We start from the raw sequence: 22,168 nt of genomic DNA on the forward strand, positions 1-22,168 counted from the left end.
CGTCGTGAGCGAGCGGCCTTTTTCGCCCACGTTTTTGCGCTGAGTGGTCGCCGCATGCGACCCGAAGCGGAAAAAGGTGGCCGTGGAGCGATACCCCAGTACGCCGATATCGAGTGATTTCGTAGTCATTGGTCGTAGTTATTCCGCCCAGTAGGCGTCGCCGGGTTGCGTTTCGAAGACCGCGCGGTCGAGTACGTCGACGGCTTTCTCTAGCCCTTCGCGGGCGCTGGTGAGCGAGTCCTCGTGTTCGATGGAGAGCGCGCCGTCGTAGCCGACCATCCGCAGGGTCGAGACGACGTCTTTCCAGTGTTGTTCGCCGTGACCGTAGCCGATGGAGCGAAACAGCCACGACCGGTCCGCTTCCTCGGTGTAGCCCGTCGTGTCGAGGACGCCCTTCTCGCGGGCGTTCTCTTCGTAGACTTTGGTGTCTTTGGCGTGGAAGTGGTGGATGGCGTCGTGGTCGCCGAGCAGTCGGATGGCGGCGGTGACGTCGATGCCCTGCCAGTAGAGGTGCGAAGGGTCGAAGTTCGCGCCGATGTACTCGTTGGTCGCCTCCCTGAGTTCGAGCATTCCGTGTGGCTCGTAGACGAGCATGTTGGGGTGCATCTCGATGGCGACGTCGACGTCGTGGGCGGCGGCGTGGTCGGCGAGGTCGGTCCAGTACTCGACGGCGACCTCCCACTGGTACTCGTGGGCGTCGGCGTGTTCGCCGGGCCACGGCGCGGTCACCCAGTTGGGCACTTCGTCGTTGGGTCCGCCGGCCGGGAGTCCGGAGAAGCAGGTGACCGCGTCGACGCCCAACTGGTCGGCCAGTTCGATGGCCTCCCGCAGTTCCGTGTCCGCCTCGGCCGCCCGCTCCTCGTCGGGGTGGAGCGGGTTGTTGTGGGTCGCCAACGCGCTCACGTCCATCCCGTGTTCGTCGAGCAGTTCGTGGAGGTCGGCCTGTGCGTCCTCGTCGCCGAGGTACTCCTCGCGCGGGAGATGGTCGTCACCGGGGAACCCGCCACAGCCGAGTTCCACCGCTCCGACGCCGATGTCGTCGAGATAGGACAGTGCATCCGAGAGCGGTCGGTCACCGAGTGGGACAGTCAAGACACCGATTTGCATACGGCGATTTACAACCGGTGTTGCGATAAAAATTCGGGGGCTCAGTCGGCCGTCTCGTACCGGTCGAACAGCGTGCTGAGTTGCTGTGCGCGCATGGTGAGCATCCGGACGTTGACGTACATCTCGCCGAGTGCGAGGTTCTGCTCTTCGGCGATGGCGGCGACGTGTTCGGCCTCCTCGACGTTCTTGCGGGAGGTCTTTGCCACGTCGTCGGCGATAGAGGCGACCTCCTCGGAGGTGGCCGCCTGATCGTCGGTGGCGTTGCTGATCTCCTTGACGCCGGAACTGGTCTCCTGTACGTGTTCCATGATCGATTCGAGGGCTTCCAGTCCCTCGTCGACGGCTTCCTGTCCGTCCTCGACGGAGTCCTGCATCTCGGTTATCTCGTCGACGGCGTCCTCGGTCTGCTCTTGGATGTCCTCGATACGGTTTTCTATCTGGTTCGTGGCGTCTTTGGTCTCCTCGGCGAGCGATTTCACCTCGTCGGCGACGACGCCGAAGCCGTTGTTCTCGGCCCCGGAGGAGGCGTGTGCGGCCTCGATCGAGGCGTTGAGCGCGAGGATGTTCGTCTGCTCGGCGATGTTGTCGATGAGGTCGACGATATTCCCGACCTCCTCCATCTGGTCGTCGAGCGTCTGGACCGTCTCGACGACGTCGTCGGTCTGGTCGACGGTCGTCGCCATGGTCTCGTGGGCCTCTCGGCCCGCCTCGATACCTTCGACGGTCCGCTTTTCGGTCTTCTTGGCCATCTCCGTGACCTCGTTCGAGGAGGCGGCTATCTCCTCGATGGTCGCGGACATGTCGGACATCTCCTGACTGATCGTCGAGATCTGCTGGTGCTGTTCGTGGAACACGTCCGCGATCTCCTGGACGGTCCCGGCGACGCTCTCGGAGGCCTCTTTGACCGCGTCGGTCGCGGCAGACACCTGCTCTGACGAGCCGGCGACGTCCTCGGAGAACTCACTCGCCGTGTCGATAGTCTGTTCGAAGGCGTCCGCAAGCTCGTTGAACTCCCGTGCGAGGTCGTTGAGCGAGGCCGAGGGCGTCTCGGCGTCCATCCGCTGTCGGAGGTCGCCTTCGCTTGCCGCATCGAGCGTCTGACAGCAGGCGTCGAGATAGCCGTTCAGGTCGTCGACCGTCACGCTCCCCGCGACGCCACCGTCAGCCAGCGGTGCTAGCTGCGTGCCCGCCGTCGGCGGGCCCTGCTCGCGGCGTTTGGCCCGCGCCGAGGCCAGATCGACGACGAGTTCGTCCCGGAGTACTCGCGTCCGCTCCAGTTCGTCTTCGAGACGGTCACGCTCGCGTTCCAGCGCGTCCCGGTCGGTCGCGATACGTTCGTGTTCGGCCTGCACGTATCGAACGGAGTAGACTGCCGTCGTGCCGCCGACGACGAACCCCGCTCCAGAGAGAACCGGTATCAGCTCGGTCGGTGCGAACCCGAACACGAGTACCTGAAATAACGCGTGGCCGAACTGTCCCACCACGGCCAGCGCCACGCCCCGTTGTTGCCAGTCAACCATACGACTCCTTTTGAGATGGGGGATATAAATCATCATGCCTGAAAAATCACGAATGAGAACGGGCGGGGAAATTTCTTAACGACTCGATAGCGACGGGATGGTATGTCACGTTCTACGTCCATCGGTGGGGGCGAAAGCGGTGAGTTGCTACACCGGTTGGTCGGTGGCGACGGCGGCGCGGCACTCGACGCGTTGTTCGAGGGGTTCAGCCAGCGACATCCGGACGTCTCGATGAACGACGTCGCGGACGAGAACCTGAGTCTGGAGGTCAAGAGTCGCATCCTCAAGGAGAGTCCGCCGGACGTCTGGATGGAGTGGCCGGGCAAGAACCTCAAACCGTACGAGGACGCTTCCGTTCTGGGGGACGTCACGGCCGTCTGGGAGGACAGCGACATGGAGCAGTACTACCTCGACGGCCCACGAGAGGCCGCGACGTTCGACGGCACGTACCGTGCGGTGCCGCTGAACATCCACCGCATCAACAACCTCTTTTACGACGTGCGGCAAGCGGAGGAACTGGGACTCGACCCCGCCACTATCGACAGTCCGCGCGCGTTCGCGGAGGAACTCCGGCGCATCGACGCCGAAACCGACCACACCGGGATGCTGTTCCCGATGAAGAACCCGTGGACGGTCCTCCAGATGTGGGAGACGGTGTTGCTGGGCGAACACGGCCACGAGACGTTCCGCGGCGTCACGGACGACGCCGCGGCGGCCCACCGTCGAGCGATCGTCGACGCCCTCGACATCGTCAGACAGTACGCCGAAGTGGCGACCGAGGACAAACTCTATCTGTCGCTTACGGGGGCCAACGAGCGGTTCGTCGACGGCGAGTCCGTCTTCTTCCATCAGGGCGACTGGGCGGCCGGAGCGTACACCGAGTCCGCGCAGTTCGACTACGGAACCCACTGGGACCACGTGCCGTTCCCCGGGACCGACGGCCTGTACGCGATGAACATGGACGCGGTCATCGCCGCTAACGCGACCGACAACCCGGAGACTGTCTCGACGTTCCTCTCCTACGTTGGCTCTGCCGACGGTCAGAAGCGGTTCAATCAGAAGAAGGGATCCATCCCACCCCGTACCGACGTGGACACGTCCGCGTTCACGCCGTTCCTGCAGGAACAGCAGACCGCGTTCCAGCAGTCGACGGCGCAACCGCTGTCGATAACCCACGGACTGGGCGTCCGGCCGGATCAACTCATCGAACTCAAGACGGCCATGTCGTCGTTCGTCTCGTCGTGGGACCCCGAAGCCGTCGCCGACGAAGTCGTCGCCGCGCTGGACACGTCCGCGTAGTCGGAACCGATTCCTCTACACTTTTGTAACGGGCCTAGCAAGCCACCACCATGGGATTGGCGAACGACGTAGACTACGCTGACCTGCACGACCCCAACGCTGAGTATACGATGCGCGAACTCTCCTCGGAGACGATGGGCGTCACGGCGAAACGCGGCGGTGGCCGCGACGTCGAGATTACGGACGTCCAGACGACGATGGTCGACGGGAACTTCCCGTGGACGCTCGTGCGCATCTACACCGACGCCGGTATCGTGGGTACCGGCGAGGCCTACTGGGGAGCCGGTGTCCCGGAACTCATCGAGCGCATGAAGCCGTTCGTGGTGGGCGAGAACCCACTCGACATCGACCGCCTCTACGAACACCTCATCCAGAAGATGTCCGGCGAGGGTTCCGTCGAGGGCGTCACCGTCACCGCCATCGCGGGCATCGAGGTCGCACTCCACGACCTCGCCGGAAAGATTCTGGAGATTCCGGCCTACCAGCTCCTCGGTGGCAAGTACCGCGACGAGATGCGCGTCTACTGTGACTGTCACACCGAGGAGGAGGCCGACGCCGAGGCTTGCGCCGACGAGGCAGAGCGCGTCGTCGAGGAACTGGGCTACGACGCCCTCAAGTTCGACCTCGACGTGCCCAGCGGACTGGAGAAGGACCGAGCGAACCGTCACCTCCGCCCGGGCGAGATCCGCCACAAGGCCGAGATCGTCGAGAAGGTCACCGAACGCGTCAAGGACCGCGCCGACGTGGCCTTCGACTGTCACTGGACGTTCTCCGGTGGCTCCGGAAAGCGTCTGGCCGACGCCATCGAGGAGTACGACGTCTGGTGGCTCGAAGACCCCGTCCCGCCGGAGAACCTCGAAGTGCAGGAGGAGGTCACGAAGTCGACGACGACGCCCATCACCGTCGGTGAGAACCGCTACCGCGTGACCGAGGAGCGCCGCCTCATCGAGAATCAGGCGGTCGACATGATCGCGCCCGACATGCCGAAGGTCGGCGGGATGCGTGAGACCCGGAAAGTCGCAGACGTCGCCAACCAGTACTACATCCCGGTGGCGATGCACAACGTCTCCTCGCCCATCGCGACGATGGCGAGCGCTCACGTCGGCGCCGCCGTGCCGAACTCGCTGGCCGTCGAGTACCACTCCTACGAACTCGGCTGGTGGGAGGACCTCGTCGAGGAGGACGTCATCGAAGGTGGCTACATCGAGATTCCCGAAGAGCCGGGTCTCGGCCTCACCCTCGACATGGACGCCGTCGAGGAACACATGGTCGACGGCGACACCCTCTTCGACGAGGCGTAACGGCCGCTTCGACCCGTTTCTGCGTCGCTCTTTCGACCGCTGTGTACCCGGACGACTGCTGTGTCCCGGACCTGTTCGTCGTCACTCCCGAATATCACATAATAAAATGTGACGATAGCTACTTGTTCACTCAAATGTACTATGTGGCATGGCTGACGGGGTTCCCGTCCTCTACGTGAACGACGACGCCCAACTCGCGGAGTCGACGGCTGAACGTCTCGAACGGACCGATGAGCGGCTTTCCGTCCGAACGGCGACGACCGTATCCGGGGGGATGGCAGTACTCGATGCGGCCACTATCGACTGTGTCGTCTCGGCGTTCGAGATGGCAAATCGCGACGGATTGGAATTCCTCGATGCGGTTCGTACGACGTATCCCGATCTTCCGTTCGTCCTGTTCGCCGCCGACGGGTCCGAGGCGGTGGCGAGCGAGGCGATGACAATGGGTGCAACGGCCTATCTACGGAACCAGGGCGGCAGCGAACGCTACGAGGTGCTGTCAGATCGCATACGGACCGCCGTCGAGAAGCACCGGGCTGCTCGGCGAGCGGCGGAGCAAGAGCGTGTGAGCCGTGTGATGCGGGGGATCAATCGGGCGCTGGTCCGTACCGACTCACGAGAGGCGATAGAGCGCCGCGTCTGTGAGTTACTCAGCGACGCGGAGCCGTACCGGTTCGCGTGGGTGGGTCGGCACGACCCCGAGACTGAGACCATCGAACCGACGAACTGGGCGGGGGTCGATGCCTCGTATCTCGACGGCGTGACGATCACTGTCGACGAGACGCCGACCGGACAGGGTCCGGCAGGCAGAGCGTTCAGAACGGGGCAGATAGCCGTCTCGCAGGACATCCGTAGCGACCCCGCATTCGAACCGTGGCGAGAGGATGCACTGACCTACGGGTTCCGAGCCGTCGCCGCGATCCCGTTGTCGTACGAGGGGACCTGCTACGGCCTCCTCGCCGTCTACGCCGACCGGCCGAGCGCCTTCGACGATTCGGAACGGACGCTCCTGTCCGAACTCGGGGACGACATCGCACACGCGATACAGGCACAGCAGACACGGACGGAACTCGAACGGACGACCACGCGTCTGGAAAGCCTCTTCGACAACTCGCCGGACATGATCGCGGTTCACGACGCCGAGGGAACCATCGTCGATGCGAATCCCACGCTCTGCGAGGAGTTGGGGTACACCAAGTCGGAACTCGTCAGAATGTCCGTCTGGGACATCGACGTAAACGTCGAGGTAGACGAGGCCAACCGCATCTGGGAGCGCCTCGACGACGGCGACCGGTTCGAACTGGAGACGAAGTTCCGTCGTCGCGATGGCACTACGTTCCCCGCAGAAGTCCACATCCGCCGCGCACAGGTCGGTGGAGAGGTGCAGTTCGTAGTGAACAGCAGGGACATCTCCGACCACAAGGCCCGACAGCAACAACTCGAAGCGCGCTCTACGGCCCTCGCATCGACCACCGACGGTATGGCGATTTTAGACGCGAACGACGAGTACGTCTTCGTCAATCAGGCCCACGCAGAGGTGTACGGCTACGACGACCCGGCGGCGTTCCTCGGCGAGAGTTGGCGGATGTGCTACTCGGAGACAGAAATAGAGCGGCTCGGACGCGAGGTGCTCCCCGAATTCCGCGAGTCGGGCGAGTGGTTGGGCGAGGCCACCGGTGTTCGAGCGGACGGTGAGACGTTCCCACAGGAGGTGTCGTTGACGCGTCTCGACGACGGCGGACTCGTCTGTGTCGTCCGAGACGTGACCGAACGGAAAGAACAGGTAGAGAAACTCGAACTAATCCAGCGGCGGACGCGAGCGCTGATGGCGACCCAGACAGCCGAACGGAGCGCGCAGGTCGCCGTCCAGACGGCACGGGAAGTCATCGGCGCCGAGATTACCGGCTACCACGCCCTCAGTGAGGACGGGCAGCGATTGACGCTCGTCACCGACGCGGACTGTGTTCGGGGGGGTATCGACGAAGCACCCGAATACGAGCGTGACAGCGACGACCCCGTCGCATCGGTCGTCTGGGAGGTGTTCGAGGGTTCGGACCCGCTCTACGTCGAGGATACCGACGACGACGACCGGTTGGCGGGAAACACGCCGGCGGGCAGTGGCATAATCTATCCCGTGACAGACTACGGTGTGTTCATCGTCTCTGCGGCAAGGACGGACGCCTTCAGTGAGACGGACAGGGCCATCCTCGACATCCTCGTGTCGACGCTCACGGTCGCGCTCCAGCGCGTCGAACGCGAGTCGCTCCTTCGTGAGCGAGAGTCGGAACTCACTCGACAGAACAAGCGATTGGAGGAGTTCGCGAGCGTCGTCAGCCACGACCTTCGGAACCCGCTCAGCGTCCTCGAAGGCTCGCTGGAACTGGCCGAGGCGACCGGTGACACAGAACACTTCGAACGAGGCAAGCGTGCGCTCGCGCGGATGGACCAACTGATCGAAGAGCTACTCTCGATGGCCCGGAGCGGCCAGAGCATCGACGAGACGGAACCGGTCGACGTCGACAGACTCGTCACCGCCTGCTGGCAGAACGTCGCGACCGGTGCGGCCACGCTCCACGCCGACGCGACCGGCCGTATCTACGCTTCCGAGAGTCGGTTCAAACAACTGCTGGAGAACCTCTTCGGCAACAGCGTGGAGCATGGCTCGACGGGCAGTCAGACGGCGTCCGACGACAGTGTGGAACGCGGTCGTTCGGCCGTCGAAGACGCCGACACCGTCGGTGAGTCGGTGACTGTCCGAGTCGGGCCGCTGGACGACGGGACGGGCTTCTACGTCGAGGACGACGGGCCGGGCATATCCCCGGACGAACGCCAGCGGGTGTTCGAGAGCGGCTACTCGAACAGTCCCGACGGTACCGGGTTCGGACTCGCCATCGTCGACCGCATCGCCGACGCCCACGGGTGGGACGTGACCCTCTCCGAGAGCGCCGAGGGCGGGGCGAGGTTCGAAATAGCCGGCGTCGAGCGCGTCGAGTGAGGTCGACGTCGAGACGGGGCCCGAGGGTACCTACGACGCCTTGACCCACCCGGGCACTTGGTCCATCTCGGACTTGTCCTCCCACCCGTGGGCACGGAGGTAGGTTTCGAGGTCGGCGAACTCGAAGCCGAACGTCGCTTCGAGCGCCGCCACGTCGGCGTCGTAGCCGACCTCGTTGAACCACTCGCACATGACGGCGAACTCCTCGCCGAACTGGGCGGCGGCCTCGTCGATGGGGACGTGATACGCCTCGACGTCGAGGCCAGACACCTCGGAGACGAGTGCGGCGGTCTCGTCGAGCGTCTTCTCGTCGCCAGCCAGTTCGTAGCGCTCGCCGACGAACTCGTCCGGCCGTTCGAAGGCGACGGCCGCGGCGTGGCCGACGTCGGCCACGTCGACCATCTGCAACCCCACGCCCGCTTCGAGGGGGAACGCGAGCGTCCGGTCCTCGACGATGCTCTCGACGAACCCCTCCAGGTTCTGGTAGAAGAACGTCGGTTGGAGGACCGTCATCGGGAGTCCGCGGTCCCGCGCGTACTGCTCTATCTCCCACGCGGATTCGAAGTGCGGGATGCCGGTGTCACGCTCGTGGCCGCCCACGCCGCTGAAGACGAACTGCTCGACGCCCTCTTCGGCGGCCACGTCGGCGAGGTTCTGGCCCTGCTGGACCTGTCCGTCGTACCCCTCGGTCCAGAAGTTGGTGACGGCGAAGACGCCGTCGACGGCCGCGACGTGGTCGCGGAAGCTCTCGGGGCCGTAGAGGTCCCCCTCGACCATCGTCACGCCCCGGGCCGCGAGTGCGCGCGCGGCGTCGCTGTCTGTGTCTCTGGTCAGTCCGTACACCTCGAAGTCGGTGTCGGCGGCGAGGAGGTGGTCAACGACCGCGCCGCCCTGATTCCCGGTCGCACCGACGACGAGGACGCTCGACACTGAAACCATAGTCAGCTAACACTTCGGCGCCGGTCGGTATGAGTGTACCCGATACTCGACGTAACTGGGTGGTGTCGCTGTCACCGGGTAACGGGACCTCACTCGCCGAACCGCTCGGTGACGGCCTGCCGGTCTATCTTGTCGGGGCCGCTCGTCGGCATCTCGTCGACGAACGCGAGGTGATGAGGATGTTTGAACCGCGCGAGGCGCCCGTCGAGGAACGAGCGCAGGGCGTCTAGCGAGAACGCCGCCACGCCCGGCGTCAGTTCGACCACGGCTTTTCCGACCTGCCCCCACTGGTCGTCGGAGACGGGGACGACCACGCACTCGGCGACGGCGTCGTAGTCGGCGATGGCGTCTTCGACTTCCGCCGGATAGACGTTCTCGCCGCCGCTGACGAACAGATCTTTCTTTCGCCCCTCGATGTGGTAGTAGCCGTCCTCGTCGACGCGAGCGAGGTCACCCGTCGCGACCCACCCGCTTCCGAACGTCGCCTCGGTCTCGTCGGGATTGTCGAGGTAGCCGGCGGCGGCGTGGGGCGAGCGCAGTTGGAGTTCCCCGATGGCGTCGGTCTCGACTGCCTCGCCGTCCTCGACGACTCGCGCGGCGACGTGCATCGCCGGTGTCCCGACGGCGTCGGCCTTCTCGCGGGGCCACCCCTCGGGCATCGCGAAGTTGTTCGGGCCGCACTCGGTGAGGCCATAGCCCTGCGAGAGGTCGATACCGCGGTCCCACCACGTCTCCATCACCGACTGACGACAGGGGCCGCCACCGGACTTAGCAACGCGGAGCGAAGAGAGATCGGTGTCCGCCCACCGCTCGTGGTCGGTCATCATCCGCAGGACTGCCGGCACCGCCACCAGCACCGACCCGCCTTCCTCGTCTATCACGCGGAGCAACTCGCCGGGGTCGAACTCCCGCGCGATGACGACGGTGCCACCCATGTGCCAGAGCGGGACCGTGATGACGTTCCATCCGCCCGTGTGAAACATCGGGAACACCATCGGCGTCACGTCGTCGTCGCGCAGCCCCCATGCCGTGATGGTGTTCAGCGAGTTCCAGACGACGCCGCGGTGGGTGATGACCGTCTCCTTCGGGGTCCCGGTCGACCCCCCGGTGTGGAGCAGCAGATGAGGGTCTTCGGGCGAGAGCGTGGCCGTCTCGACGGGTGAGTCGGGTGCCGGCAGGGACTCGGCGTAGGTCGGCGCGTCGACGTCGGCCCCGTCGCCTGCTCCGTCGCTCGCCTCGACAGCGAGCACGTCCGTATCGAGGCTGTCTGTCTCGGCCATCGCCCCGCGCACGTCGGCGAGGAACGGCGTCTCGACGACGAGCAGCGCGGGGTCGACGCGTTCGAGGAGTTCACCCAGTTCCGGCGGCGCGAGGCGATGTGAGAGCGGTGCGAGGACGCCGCCGGTCTTGCCCGTCGCAAAGAACAGGTCGACGACTTCGGGACAGTTACGCGAGACGACGGCGACCCGACCGCCGTCTTCGACGCCGTGTTCCCGGAGGAGTCGCGCGGTCCGGTTCGCCCGGCGGTCGAGGTCGGCGTAGGTGAACCGAGCGCCCGTCGTCGCGTCTACGAGGCCGTCGCGGTCCGGCGTCAGGGCGGCCCGCTTCTCGCTCCACGCGCCCACCCACTCCTGCGGACCGCTGGCGAACTCAGACATCCTCTAAGAACTCCGTGAGGTAGTCGTTCACGTCCTCGGCGCGTTCGACGAACAGGAGGTGGGGTGCGCCCTCTAGCCGATGGAACTCGGCGTCGGGTAGCCCCTCGGCTAGCAGTTCGCCGTTTTCGACCGGCACGACGCGGTCGGCGGTGCCGTGGAGAACCAGCGCCGGAAGCCGAATCTCGTCGAGTCGGTCCGAGACGTCGAACTCGGCGACGGCCGCGCCCTGCAACTCTCTGGCCCGGTCGCTGGCGTCGCTGTCGAGTCGCCAGTCGACGATTCGCTCTATCAGGTCGGGGTTCTCGTCGGCGAACGCGTCCGTCAGGGCGGGGGCCATCTTGTGCCGGATAGCTTCCCGTTCGTCGTAGCCCTCGGGGACCTCGTACATCCGCGCCTGTGTCTCCTCGGGCACCGGAACGGCCTCGGGGCCACCCGGCGACGTACACATGAGCGTCAGCGACTCGGCGCGGTCGTCGTCTAACGCGAACTGCTGGGCTATCATTCCACCCATGCTCGCGCCGACGACGTGTGCCGCGTCGACATCGGCGTCGTCCAGCACTGCCGAGAGGTCGCCCGCCATCTGCTCGACGGTGTACGGTCCTTCCGGTTCGCTAGACGCCCCGGTGCCGCGGTTGTCCCAGAGAATCGTCTCGTAGTCGTCGACGGCGCGGCGGGTCCAGCGCCACATCCACCGACCGTAGCCCAGTCCCTCGACGAACACCACTGTCTCGGCGTCGACGGGTCCCTCGCGTTCGTAGGCGAGACGGACGCCGTCGTTGTACGCGTCTGGCATATCGTAGGATAGTCACGGAACCCCTTTCAAGGGAAACGTTACCATGTGAACGTCGTCAGGCACACCACTCCAGCACCGAGGCCGCCCACGTGTACCCGGTGCCGGCGGCGAGACAGAGGACGACGTCGCCGGCGGTGAGGTCGTCCCGCGCCTCGTCGAGCGCCAGCCCCTGGTCACAGCTCTGGACGTGGCCGTACTCGTCCAGATACAGGTGGTCGTCTGGCCCGAGGCCGAAGTTCTCACACAGCGTCTCGTGGAACGAGCGCTTCATGTGCGTGATGGCGGCGAAGTCGATGTTGGCGCGGTCGTAGCCCGAGCGGTCGAGCGCCTCGTCGGCCACCTGCCTGAAGTTCGGCAGACTCACCTCACCGAGGCGGCGTTTCATCCGCTCGTGGTCCGGGACGCGGAGCGCGTGGTCGTCGTTCGCGACCGAGTCCTCGCTCGGCGGTCGCCGCGTCCCGCCGGCTGGCATCACCACGTCCTCGCTGAAGCTACCGTCCGTCAGCGAGGCGCTCTCGCGGACGCGAGCGAGCGCGCGGTTGGGCGCATCCGCCTCCAGTACTAGCGCCGTGGCACCGCTCCCGAAGTTGAACATGAACGAGGTGTCGGGGTCGTCGTAGTCGACGAGGTCCTCCTCGCGGCTGGCGGCGACGAGCAGGATTCGGTCCATCCCGGCGTCCGCATCGAGCAGTGCGCGGGCCTCCCGCAGAGCGACGGGCAGGCCGGCACACAGGGCGTAGCTCTCGGTGGCCGACGCGCCGTCCGCACCGAGGGTGTGGGCGACGGCCGCGGCGGCGTTCCAGACGACGTAGTCCTTGAACTCGCTGCCGTGATAGCGCACCGCATCGAGTTCGTCGGGCCGGAGGGCCGCGTCAGCGAGGGCGTCCTCGGCGGCGGCGACGCACATCTCCGCGGGGTGGTCCTCGTCGGGTGGACAGACGTGCTTCTGTCTGACGCCCATCTTCTCGACGACTACCGCCTCGGGGATGTCGGTCCGAGCGGCGATGTCCGCGCCGGTGAGGACCACGTCCGGGAGGTACGTTCCGAGACCGGTGACGTGAACCGTCATTCCTCCTCCCCGGTCGCGTCGTCGGTGGTCGCGTTCGCGGTCGACCCGTCACCGAACCGCACAGCCGAGACGTGTGCGAGCTTTCCGCCGACGCGCTGTCGGACGGTTCCGAGCAGTCCGTCTGGGACGTAGAGGACGAACAGGACGAACACGATACCGATGTAGAGGCTCGCGTGGCCGTTGAGCAGGGTGTCGATGAGCGTCCCGAGGCTCGTGTTCCCCACGACGGGGGTCGACAGCGTCTCCTCGCCGAGACCGGCCCGGAGATAGGGGAGGAGGCCGCCGCCCTGCCCGGACTTCGAGAGGAACTCCCGGACAGTCTCGTCGAACAGACGGCCAAACAGCGGGCCGGCCAGCGTCCCGAACCCGCCGATGATGCTCGCCAGCAGGGCGTCGCCGGTCGTCAGGAAGTAAAAGGAGTTCTCGGGGCTGGCAGAGCGGCGGAAGCCGGCGAACAGACCGCCGGCGATGGCGGCGAAGAAGCCGCTGACCGCGAAGGCCGCCAGTTTGTAGCGATAGGTGTCGTAGCCGATGGCGACGGCGCGCTCCTCGTTCTCCCGGATGGCGATCATCACGCGACCGAACGGGGAGTGGATGATGCGCTGCATGGCGAAGTAACAGAGCAGGACCACCGCGCCGATGGCGTAGTAGGAGACGGCGGTGCCACCGAGCGTGTGGCCCAGCATCGTCACCTCGTCGCCGGTGAGGACGCCGATGGCGACGTTCAACTGGTCGACGCCGGGGACGCCTAGCTGGAACCCTTCGGAGTGGGTCGGCCCAACAGAGGGACCGTCCCGCGGGTTCCTCGCCACGTAGTCCCACCCGCGGATGAACACGTACAGCACCTGCGCGAAGCCGAGCGTAATCATGGCGAAGTAGACCCCCGAGAGGCGAAAGGAGACGAGGCCGACGACCAGCGCCAGCAGGACCGCCAGAAGACCGGCGACGAGCAGCGACACGACGAACGGCGTCCCCGGTCCGAGCAGCGGCACGGCCCCGTTCGCGACGAGGATGACCGTGTACGCGCCGGTGCCGTAGAACGCCGCGTGGCCGAAGGAGAGATAGCCGGTGTAGCCGCTGATGAAGTCGAACGACATCGCGAACAGGCCGAAGTACAGGACGGCCGTCATCGTCTCCACGCCCGGCAGGAGAATCTCCGCCTCGTAGAGGCCCAGCGAGTTCGCGAGCAGGTGGTAGATGGAGGGGTACAGCGCCAGCAGCGACACTATCGCCAGATGTGGCACGTGCGCACGGAGGTAATCGGTCGGCCAGTCGAGCCCAGCCACGGCGGCGGACTGGGTGTCGGTGTCGGTGCTAATGGCCGCCCACCTCCTCGACGCCGAACAGTCCCTGTGGCCGCACGATGAGCGTGACGACCAGCACGAGGAACAACATCAGTTCGGGGAGGCCGGTGAACGTGACGTAGTTCTGGAACCACCACGTCATCGTCGAGTCGGTCATCCCGACGACGAGCGAGGCGACGACGGTGCCACGGAACGTACCGAGGCCGCCGACGATGACGACGATGAACGCCGGCAGCAGCGTCTCGGCGGCGAGGGGAACGCTTGCGCCCCACGCCACGTCCCACATCAGGAGCGTGCCGGCCGCGCCAGCGAGGCCGATACCCAGCGCGAAGACGACGGTGAACACCTGTCGCACGTCGATTCCGAGTGCCGACGCCATCTCCGTGTCCTCACTGCCGGCGCGGATGTAGAGGCCGTACCGGGTACGGGTGAGGAACGCCCAGATGGCGGCGACGGTGAGCACGCCGAGCAGAATCTCGAAGACGGAGAGCCACCGCACCTCGATGGGGCCGAGCGCCGCCGGTTCCCGGAGCAACTGTGGCTTGGTCGCAAGCGCCGCCTGCCAGTCCGAGAGCGGTTGCATCCCGTACAGACCGAGAACGATGCGGACCACTTCGTCGACGACGAGCGTCAGGCCGAAAGTGAGCAGAATCTGGTAGATCGGCGGGCGGTCGTACAGCGGTCTGATGATCGTCGTCTCGATGGCGCCGCCCAGCAGCGTCAGCGCACCGAAGACGAGGACGATGGCGACGAAAAAGAGGCCGAGGCGGCCGACCAGTCCCGTCGACTGGCTGACCGTGAGGACCATGACCAGCCCGCCGAGGTACGCGCCGACCATCGTCAGCGACCCGTGTGCGAAGTTCAACACGCCCATCAGGCCGAAGATGAGGGTCAGCCCGCTCGCGATCATCACGTACAGTGCGGACTTCGCGAGGCCCTCGACGAGTACGCTCCCGAGTTCGGAGACGGTGAGGAAGTCCGCGAGCGTTTCCAGAATCATGCCGAGAGGTACCTCCTGAACCGTTCGTCGTCGGCACTCACCGCGTCGGCGTCGCCAGTGTCTACGACGCGGCCGTTGTCGACGATGTAGAACCGGTCGGCGAGGTCCAGCGCCAGCGGGAGGTTCTGCTCGACGAGGAGCATCGTCGCGTCCTCGCTTGCGTCCGACAGCGCCTCAGCGACGTCGGCGACGATCTGCGGGGCGAGTCCCTCGCTCGGTTCGTCCACCAAGAGCAGGTCGTTCTCGCCGACGAGGCCGCGGGCGATGGCGAGCATCTGCTGTTGGCCGCCCGAGAGCGTCCCGGCCTCCTGTCGACGGCGCTCTTCGAGGATCGGGAACGAGTCGAAGGCGAGTGCCAGTCCGTCAGAGACGCCGTCGGATCCGGGAATCGCCGCGCGGAGGTTCTCCTCGACGGTCAACTGCGAGAAGATCCGGCGGTCCTCGGGAATCCACCCGACGCCCTGCTGGGCTACCTCGTGGGTCTCCAGTCCGACCAGCGACGCCTCCCGGAAGCGAATCTCGCCCTCGCGAGGCGGCGTCAACTGGAGAATCGAACGGAGCGTCGTCGTCTTGCCGACGCCGTTGCGGCCGACGAGGGCGACGACCTCGCCGTCCTCGACCGAGAGGTCGACCCCTTCGAGGATGTGGCTGTCGCCGTAGTAGGCGTGGACGCCGTCGAGTTCGAGGAGACTCACGAGAGTCCCCCCTCTGGGTCCCCGGATGCCGCGCCGTCGTCGAGGCTCCCCGGTTCGTAGCCGCCGAGATACGCAGACTGCACGTCCGGGTTCGACCGAACGTCCTCCGGCGGGCCGTCGGCGATGACGGCCCCCTGATGGAGGACGACGACGCGTTCGGAGACGTCCATCACGATGTCCATGTTGTGTTCGACCAGCAGGACGGCGTGGTCCTCGGCGACGTCCTCGATGAGGTCACGCACCTCGTCGACGCTCTCCGAGGAGACGCCGGCGTTCGGTTCGTCCAACAGGAGGACCGCCGGGTCGCCTGCCAGTGCGACCGCGACCTCCAGTTTCCGCTTGGCGCCGTGGCTCAGCGTACTCGCGGCCTCCTCGGCCCGGTGGGACAGCCCCACCCGGTCGAGTTTCGCGTAGGCGCGTTCGGCGTACGCCTCGAAGTGGTCGACGTTCCGCCAGAGCGCCGTCGAGTCGTTGCCGGCGGCTTGCTCGGCGATGCGGACGTTCTCTAACACCGTAGAGTTCGGGAAGACGTTCGTCACCTGATACGAGCGGTGGATGCCCCGCTGGGCCGTCTCGTGTGGTGACGCGTCGGTGATGTCGTCCCACGCGTCGTCACGGCGGAGTTCGACGGTCCCCGCCGTCGGTTCGAGTACCCCCGTGAGGAGGTTGAAGAACGTGGTCTTGCCGGCGCCGTTGGGACCGATGAGCGAGCACAGTTCGGTCCCCAGTTCGAAGTCCACGTCGTCGACGGCGACGAGGCCGCCGAACGATTTGGTCAGTCCCCGCGTACGGAGCATGTTACAGCGAGCAACCCATCTGGTCGCTGTCTCTCGGAATCGTCGCCCCGCTCCCGTCGATGCGTGCGAGTGGCTGGCCGGGCATGATGGCCGCACCCCAGCTATCGGCCCACTCGTCGGTGGTCGGAATGGGGTTCGCGACGGTCATCGCCGAGCGAGCCTGGTTGTTGTACTCCTGGAAGGTGTAGCCGTTCTCGCCTTTCGGCGTGTCCGTGACGGTCATGCCTTTCAGGGCGCCCGCGATGTCGGCGCCGGCCGTCGACCCGCCCTCGGTGATAGCCTGATGGATGGCCGACGCGCCGGTGAACGTCCCCGAGGTGAAGAGGTCCGGGACGACGCCGTAGGTGCTGGTGTAACTGTCGACGAAGGCGTCGTTGACGTCGTTGTCGTACTGGTTCCAGTGGTACCGGGTCGTGAACGGCCCGAGTTGGGAGTTCCGTATCTTCTGCTTCGTGAGCGGTTCGCCCAGTACGCTCTGCATCGTCCCGCCGACGACGCTGTTGGTGATGCGCGTCGCGAACCCCCCGAAGACGCGGTAGGAGTACTCCCCCGAGAGGAAGGCGTTGAACATGCTCGGGAGCGTCGCGACGGTGAATCCGCCGACGACGCCCTCGGCGCCCGATTCCTCGGCGTTGTCGAGCAACCCTTCCCACTCGGCGTAGCCGCTCTCGACGAACCGCTTGCCGACGATGTCGACGCCCTCGTCCTGCAGGACGGCCTCGTAGTTGTTGACGACGGCCCGTCCAAAGGAGTAGTCAGCGCCGAAGAGGTACACCGTCGAGACGTCCGTCTCGTTGGCGACGTACTTCCCGCCAGAGCGAGCGTCCATGGCCGTGTTCTCGCTGGCGCGGTAGACGAGGTCGCTACAGGTCTCGCTGTTCGACGTGATGCCGGCCGAGGCCGCCGGGCCGACCATCATCGGGACGCTGGCCTGATTGACCACGTTGGTGACGACCCGACTGGCCGCCCCAGAGGAGGAACACCCGGCCAGCATGTCGACCTGCTGGTTCTCGACGAGGTTCGTCGCGGCCGTCTGTGCCGTGTCGGCGGCGAACTCCGAGTCCCGGACGTAGACGGTGTACTCGACGTCGCCGACGGTCATCGACAGTTGGCCGGTGCTAGTGTCGGTGGGTGGGTCCTCCCCAGCCTTGTACGCGAGGCCGGAGAGAAAGCCCCAGAGGGCCTGCTTGCCGTAGTACGATAGGTCCCCGGAGAGCGGCTGGAGCATTCCGATACTGACCGATTGCGTGCTGTCCGACCCGTCGCCCGTGGCAGTGCCGTCGCCTGTCATGCTGGAGTTGCCGTCGCCGCCGTCGGTTCCACCGTCGCCGCCGTCGCTTCCGTTCTCGTTTACGCACCCGCTGAGGCCGGTGATACCGACCCCGAGCGAACCGAGAACACGACGCCGTGTTACTTTGTCTCGCATACGGAGTTATCTACACGAACGATGACCATAGTGTTCGACGTTAACATGTTAACGCCGGCGGGCGTCGTTCAGGAGTCGATATCTTCGAGCGCTTCGACGGCCCGCTCTATCATCTTGCGCTCGCCGCGCCGGAGGTTCTTCGAGACGGCCGGCTTCGAGACGCCGAACTCGTCGGCCAGCGACCCCAACGTCGTGTCGCGAGGGCTCTCGAAGTAGCCCGACGAGACGGCTTCCTCCAGCGTCTCGCGTTCCGTCGCCGAGAGGTCACGACACCCTTCGACGAGCGTCATCGCCGCTCCGGCGTTCTGGACGACGTCCTGTAATCGGGGGAGGCTTTCGGCCGACCGTTCGATGACGTCGAACTCGTTGTCCCGGTCCAGTTCCGAGAGGGTGTCGTCGGCGTCCCGTCCCCTATCGAACCCGACGTGCCACACCTCGCTCCCGGCTTCGATGTGGAACGGGCCGGTGATGTACCCGCCGTTGTTCCGGATCGTCTCCATCGCCGCCGTCTCCTCGATGACTGTGCGGACGTGGGCCACCTCGCCCTGCCGACGGAGCAGTGCGACGTCGTTCATGTTGGTGTGGGTCCGCAGCGCATCGAGGCCGGTATCCAGCACGTCCCCGTCGTCCGCTTCGACGACCATCCGCGTCTCCAGTTCGCGGTTTGCGCTGTCGAACTCCCAGTGAACGGCAGCGAATGCCATTCCATGGTCTGCCGTCGTGTCGATGAACGGGCAGTCGTACTGTTCCATGTCCATGGCGATGTCAATCATTGACCAGGTACGTTATCTCATAACCCACTCGCCACACGTATAAATAATTCTTCCTTTGTGTGTGACTATTCGTTACGGGCACGAACTGTGAACTCTCTCCCGGGATTGTGTAACGGACTGTCAGCTTCACTCGGTCGACGGTCCGAATCCGGGATTCCATCACGAACGAACACGGACGACGAGGGAACTGTGCCACCCCGTTTCAATAGTGTTTTAGGCCTCCACTCGGGAGGGACTGGTATGACTTTGCACGCCAGAGAGATAAACCAGGACGTGCGGGAGTTGGGCGAACTCCTAGGTGACGTTCTCGAGGCTCAATCGTCGACCGAGGCGTTCGAGATTGTCGAACGAATCCGGACCGCTTCTATCGAGTACCGACGCGGGGATTCCGAGACGCGAGCGGACGTCGGACAGACCCTCGACCGTCTCAACCCCGAGATGCAGGACATCGTCGCTCGGGCGTTTACGACCTACTTCGAACTCATCAACCTCGCAGAAGAGCGCCAGCGCGTCCGCGAGATTCGAGAGGGGAGTCAGGAGGGCGTCCTCGAAGACAGCGTCCTCGACGCGGTGAAGAAACTCTCCGACCGAGGGGCAGACGCCGAGGAGGTCGCCGACGTGCTCGACGACGTCCTCATCCAGCCGACCTTTACCGCTCACCCGACCGAGGCCCGTCGGAAGACGGTCAAGGCCAAACTCCGCTCGGTCGCGAACGACCTCGAAGCGCTCGACGAGATCCGACTGACCGACCGCGAGGAGGCGCGTATCGAGCGCGACCTCGACGCCGAAGTCACCAGCCTCTGGCAGACGCCACAGGTCCGTGACCGCCGCCCGGAGGTCACCGACGAGGCGCTCAACGTCCAGTGGTACCTCGAAAACGTCCTCTTCGACGTCATCGACGAGGTGTACGACGAACTCGAACGCGCCCTCGACGAGGAGTACGAGGGCGACGTCGAGGTTCCGCGGCTGTACGAGTTCCGCTCGTGGGCCGGGTCGGACCGCGACGGCAACCCCTTCGTCACGCCGGAAGTCACCGAGGAGACGCTGGAACGACAGCGTGATACGATTCTCCCGCTCTACCGCGACCGTCTGAAGTCACTCTCCGGCGTCCTCAGTCAGGACGCCTCGAACATCACGACCGACGCCACCTTCGACGAGCGACTCAGCGACCACAAGGAGCGCCTGCCCGGCGTCGCGAGCGAGGCCGAAGAACGGTACCCCGACGAGCCGTACCGCCAGAAGCTCAAACTGATGCGCGAGTCGGTACTGCGCGTCAGCGACGTACGACAGGGCGGCTACGACGGGCCCGAGGAACTGCTGAAGGACCTCCGGGCTATCGCCGAGAGCCTCCGCGACAACGACGCCGAGGTCATCGCCGAGTCCCACGTCGACCCGCTCATCCGGAAGGTCGACACGTTCGGCTTCTCGCTTGCCAGTCTGGACCTGCGGGACCACCGCAAGATGCACACCGACGCCATCGCGGAGGCCGTCGACCGACAGGGCATCGACTACGCCGGGATGGACGAGGACGAACGCGTCGAGTTCCTCACCGAGGCCATCCTGCAGGACGGCACCGTCATCGACACGGAAGACACCGACGGACTCTCGGACGACTCGGCCCGCGTCCTCCGTCGCTTCCGCGAGACGGCCGACTGGCAAAACGAGTTCGGTGTCGACGCCATCGACACCTACGCGATTAGCTGGTGTGAGGAGTCCAGTCACGTGCTGGAAGTCCTCTTCCTCGCCGATCAGGTCGGCATCGTCGACCTGCCCGGCTACTGCGGCCTCGATATCGTCCCGCTGCTCGAATCGGAGTACGCGCTCTCCGGTGCCCGCCGCATCATGGGGACGCTGTTCGAGAACGAGGCCTACTCGCAGGCGCTTGAGGCCCGCAACGGCGTCCAGGAGATCATGCTCGGCTACTCCGACTCCAACAAGGAGAACGGGTTCCTCGCCGCCAACTGGTCGCTGTACAACAACCAGAAGCGACTGGCGAACATCACCGACGACTACGACGTCGAGATGCGCCTGTTCCACGGTCGCGGTGGCTCCATCTCCCGCGGCGGCGGCCCGATGAACGACGCGATGCTGGCCCTGCCCAACGAGACGGTGACCGGACAGATCAAGTTCACCGAGCAAGGCGAGGCCATCGCCGAGAAGTACGCCAACCACGACATCGCCGAGCGCAACCTCGAACAGATGCTCAACGCGCAGGTTCGGGCCCGGCACAACTCCATGCACGAACCCGTCGAGGAGATTCCCGACGAGTGGATGGAGGCCATGGAGACGGCCTCCGACGCCGCCCGCGACGAGTATCAGGATCTGCTGGAGACCGACGGCTTCGTCGATTACTTCGAGCAGGCGACGCCCATCACGGTCATCGAGAACCTCAACATGGGGTCGCGTCCGGCCTCCCGGAGCGAGGACCGTAGCGTCGACGACCTGCGGGCCATCCCGTGGGTGTTCTCGTGGACGCAGGCCCGCTGTATCATCCCCGGCTGGTACTCCATCGCGACGGGGCTGAACGCCTATCTGGAGGACGGCGGCGACGTCGAGACGCTCCAAGAGATGTACGAGGAGTGGCCGTTCTTCCGCACGAAGATAGACAACGCGTCGCTCGCGCTCGCCCGGACGGAGATGGACATCGCCGAGCAGTACGCCGACCTCGCCGACGACGACCTGCGAGAGCGCATCTTCCCGCGAATCAAGTCCGAGTACGAGGAGACGGTCGACCTCGTCCTCGACATCACGGGCCGCGACGGTCTCCTCGCCCGTGACTGGTTGGAACAGAACCTCGAACGCCGCAACCCCTACGTGGATCCGCTGAACCTCCTGCAGGTCCGCTTACTCGCCCAGTCGCACCTGACGGAGACCGAAAAGCGCACGCTCCGCCTGACGGTGCAAGGTATCGCGGCCGGGATGAAAAACACCGGATAACCCGCCCGCGACCACGGTTCTCCGATTGTCAATCGCTAACAACACCAGTTGTATCCACCGAAGCATTTACTGTGGTCCCCTGTGGACTCCCGCTATGGCACTTCAGAAGATTCTCCTCGCCGTCGGCCCGAACGACAAGGACCGTATCGACGAACTCGCAGCGACAGTCACCGACATCGCCGGCCCGACTGGGGCCGAGGTCGTCATTGCCCACGTCTTCACCGACGACGAGTACGAGAACGTCGTCGACCGACTGGAGTTCGAGTCCGCCGCCGAGGCCGACCCCGACGAGGTCGCCGACCGACACACCACCGTCCGGGAACTCGAAAAGCGACTCAACGACGCCGGTATCGAACTCAGCGTCCGCGGGGCCGTCGGTAACCACGGCCAACAGATCGTCGACCTCGCCGAGGAGGTCAGTGCGGACCTCGTCGTCGTCGGCGGTCGCAAGCGCTCCCCGACCGGAAAGGCCGTCTTCGGTTCGACCGCACAGGAGGTCATGCTCAACGCGCCGTGCCCGGTCACCTTCGTTCGCGGCGAGTAACCGCTCTCGAA

General features: G+C 65.5%; 17 protein-coding genes. 5 read left to right on the forward strand and 12 right to left on the reverse strand.

Annotation, left to right across the window (positions count from 1 at the left end; all coding sequences use genetic code 11):
* Window positions 1-138: 138 nt before the first annotated feature.
* On the reverse strand, window positions 139-1,107 hold the full coding sequence (locus NDI85_RS02545) for a sugar phosphate isomerase/epimerase (protein ID WP_188994926.1): 969 nt from the start codon (window positions 1,105-1,107) through the stop codon (window positions 139-141).
* 41 nt (window positions 1,108-1,148) lie between these two features.
* On the reverse strand, window positions 1,149-2,627 hold the full coding sequence (locus tag NDI85_RS02550; RefSeq protein WP_310914810.1) for a methyl-accepting chemotaxis protein: 1,479 nt from the start codon (window positions 2,625-2,627) through the stop codon (window positions 1,149-1,151).
* Between the two features lie 102 nt (window positions 2,628-2,729).
* Between NDI85_RS02550 and NDI85_RS02555 the strand changes: the two genes are divergently transcribed.
* The 3 genes from NDI85_RS02555 (at window position 2,730) to NDI85_RS02565 (ending at window position 8,222) form a co-directional block, all read left to right on the forward strand.
* Entirely contained in the window at window positions 2,730-3,926 is a 1,197-nt protein-coding gene (locus NDI85_RS02555; protein ID WP_310914811.1) for an ABC transporter substrate-binding protein, read from the forward strand.
* A 50-nt stretch (window positions 3,927-3,976) separates the two neighbouring features.
* A complete protein-coding gene (locus NDI85_RS02560; RefSeq protein ID WP_166970000.1) occupies window positions 3,977-5,227 on the forward strand; it encodes a mandelate racemase/muconate lactonizing enzyme family protein in 1,251 nt (416 codons plus the stop codon).
* Window positions 5,228-5,375: 148 nt separating this feature from the next.
* Complete coding sequence (locus tag NDI85_RS02565; protein WP_310914812.1) at window positions 5,376-8,222, forward strand: PAS domain S-box protein; 2,847 nt, start codon at window positions 5,376-5,378, stop codon at window positions 8,220-8,222.
* Window positions 8,223-8,252: 30 nt separating this feature from the next.
* Here NDI85_RS02565 and NDI85_RS02570 read toward each other — a convergent pair whose 3' ends face one another.
* The 10 genes from NDI85_RS02570 to NDI85_RS02615 form a co-directional block, all read right to left on the reverse strand.
* Entirely contained in the window at window positions 8,253-9,161 is a 909-nt protein-coding gene (locus NDI85_RS02570; RefSeq protein ID WP_188994919.1) for an NmrA/HSCARG family protein, read from the reverse strand.
* A gap of 89 nt (window positions 9,162-9,250) precedes the next feature.
* On the reverse strand, window positions 9,251-10,819 hold the full coding sequence (locus tag NDI85_RS02575) for an AMP-binding protein (protein ID WP_310914813.1): 1,569 nt from the start codon (window positions 10,817-10,819) through the stop codon (window positions 9,251-9,253).
* On the reverse strand, window positions 10,812-11,612 hold the full coding sequence (locus tag NDI85_RS02580; RefSeq protein ID WP_310914814.1) for an alpha/beta hydrolase: 801 nt from the start codon (window positions 11,610-11,612) through the stop codon (window positions 10,812-10,814). The genes NDI85_RS02575 and NDI85_RS02580 overlap by 8 nt, the downstream gene beginning before the upstream one ends.
* 55 nt (window positions 11,613-11,667) lie before the next feature.
* Window positions 11,668-12,681 (reverse strand): 3-oxoacyl-ACP synthase, encoded by a 1,014-nt coding sequence (locus NDI85_RS02585; protein ID WP_310914816.1) that lies wholly within the window; start codon window positions 12,679-12,681, stop codon window positions 11,668-11,670.
* Complete coding sequence (locus NDI85_RS02590) at window positions 12,678-13,880, reverse strand: branched-chain amino acid ABC transporter permease (protein WP_396275515.1); 1,203 nt, start codon at window positions 13,878-13,880, stop codon at window positions 12,678-12,680. Before NDI85_RS02590 ends, NDI85_RS02585 begins: the two co-directional genes overlap by 4 nt.
* A gap of 115 nt (window positions 13,881-13,995) precedes the next feature.
* Window positions 13,996-14,985 carry a branched-chain amino acid ABC transporter permease gene (locus tag NDI85_RS02595; RefSeq protein ID WP_166969986.1) on the reverse strand — a complete coding sequence of 330 codons (990 nt, stop codon included), beginning with the start codon at window positions 14,983-14,985 and terminating at the stop codon, window positions 13,996-13,998.
* Window positions 14,982-15,680, reverse strand: coding sequence for an ABC transporter ATP-binding protein (locus NDI85_RS02600; protein ID WP_310914817.1), 699 nt, complete (start codon window positions 15,678-15,680; stop codon window positions 14,982-14,984). The genes NDI85_RS02595 and NDI85_RS02600 overlap by 4 nt, the downstream gene beginning before the upstream one ends.
* Window positions 15,677-16,477, reverse strand: a complete 801-nt coding sequence (locus tag NDI85_RS02605) for an ABC transporter ATP-binding protein (RefSeq protein WP_188994909.1) — start codon at window positions 16,475-16,477, stop codon at window positions 15,677-15,679. The genes NDI85_RS02600 and NDI85_RS02605 overlap by 4 nt, the downstream gene beginning before the upstream one ends.
* A gap of 1 nt (window position 16,478) precedes the next feature.
* Window positions 16,479-17,903: an ABC transporter substrate-binding protein gene (locus NDI85_RS02610; RefSeq protein WP_310914818.1), complete on the reverse strand. Its 1,425-nt coding sequence runs from the start codon at window positions 17,901-17,903 to the stop codon at window positions 16,479-16,481.
* A 68-nt stretch (window positions 17,904-17,971) separates the two neighbouring features.
* Window positions 17,972-18,676 carry a helix-turn-helix domain-containing protein gene (locus NDI85_RS02615; protein ID WP_188994905.1) on the reverse strand — a complete coding sequence of 235 codons (705 nt, stop codon included), beginning with the start codon at window positions 18,674-18,676 and terminating at the stop codon, window positions 17,972-17,974.
* Between the two features lie 240 nt (window positions 18,677-18,916).
* Between NDI85_RS02615 and ppc the strand changes: the two genes are divergently transcribed.
* Both ppc and NDI85_RS02625 read left to right on the forward strand, forming a co-directional pair.
* A complete protein-coding gene (gene ppc, locus NDI85_RS02620; RefSeq protein WP_310914819.1) occupies window positions 18,917-21,613 on the forward strand; it encodes a phosphoenolpyruvate carboxylase in 2,697 nt (898 codons plus the stop codon).
* Between the two features lie 94 nt (window positions 21,614-21,707).
* Complete coding sequence (locus NDI85_RS02625) at window positions 21,708-22,157, forward strand: universal stress protein (RefSeq protein WP_188994901.1); 450 nt, start codon at window positions 21,708-21,710, stop codon at window positions 22,155-22,157.
* Window positions 22,158-22,168: the final 11 nt, after the last annotated feature.

Origin of the sequence: Haloarcula sp. S1AR25-4 (assembly GCF_031624555.1) — an archaeon.
In the GTDB taxonomy this organism is placed as follows: Archaea; Halobacteriota; Halobacteria; order Halobacteriales; family Haloarculaceae; genus Haloarcula; species Haloarcula pellucida.

Coding starts and splice junctions, on each gene's coding strand:
- NDI85_RS02545 (WP_188994926.1), bottom strand. CDS start 1,107: ATGCAAATCGGTGTCTTGACTGTCCCACTCGGTGACCGACCGCTCTCG.
- NDI85_RS02550 (WP_310914810.1), bottom strand. CDS start 2,627: ATGGTTGACTGGCAACAACGGGGCGTGGCGCTGGCCGTGGTGGGACAG.
- NDI85_RS02555 (WP_310914811.1), top strand. CDS start 2,730: ATGTCACGTTCTACGTCCATCGGTGGGGGCGAAAGCGGTGAGTTGCTA.
- NDI85_RS02560 (WP_166970000.1), top strand. CDS start 3,977: ATGGGATTGGCGAACGACGTAGACTACGCTGACCTGCACGACCCCAAC.
- NDI85_RS02565 (WP_310914812.1), top strand. CDS start 5,376: ATGGCTGACGGGGTTCCCGTCCTCTACGTGAACGACGACGCCCAACTC.
- NDI85_RS02570 (WP_188994919.1), bottom strand. CDS start 9,161: ATGGTTTCAGTGTCGAGCGTCCTCGTCGTCGGTGCGACCGGGAATCAG.
- NDI85_RS02575 (WP_310914813.1), bottom strand. CDS start 10,819: ATGTCTGAGTTCGCCAGCGGTCCGCAGGAGTGGGTGGGCGCGTGGAGC.
- NDI85_RS02580 (WP_310914814.1), bottom strand. CDS start 11,612: ATGCCAGACGCGTACAACGACGGCGTCCGTCTCGCCTACGAACGCGAG.
- NDI85_RS02585 (WP_310914816.1), bottom strand. CDS start 12,681: ATGACGGTTCACGTCACCGGTCTCGGAACGTACCTCCCGGACGTGGTC.
- NDI85_RS02595 (WP_166969986.1), bottom strand. CDS start 14,985: ATGATTCTGGAAACGCTCGCGGACTTCCTCACCGTCTCCGAACTCGGG.
- NDI85_RS02605 (WP_188994909.1), bottom strand. CDS start 16,477: ATGCTCCGTACGCGGGGACTGACCAAATCGTTCGGCGGCCTCGTCGCC.
- NDI85_RS02610 (WP_310914818.1), bottom strand. CDS start 17,903: ATGCGAGACAAAGTAACACGGCGTCGTGTTCTCGGTTCGCTCGGGGTC.
- NDI85_RS02615 (WP_188994905.1), bottom strand. CDS start 18,676: ATGATTGACATCGCCATGGACATGGAACAGTACGACTGCCCGTTCATC.
- ppc (WP_310914819.1), top strand. CDS start 18,917: ATGACTTTGCACGCCAGAGAGATAAACCAGGACGTGCGGGAGTTGGGC.
- NDI85_RS02625 (WP_188994901.1), top strand. CDS start 21,708: ATGGCACTTCAGAAGATTCTCCTCGCCGTCGGCCCGAACGACAAGGAC.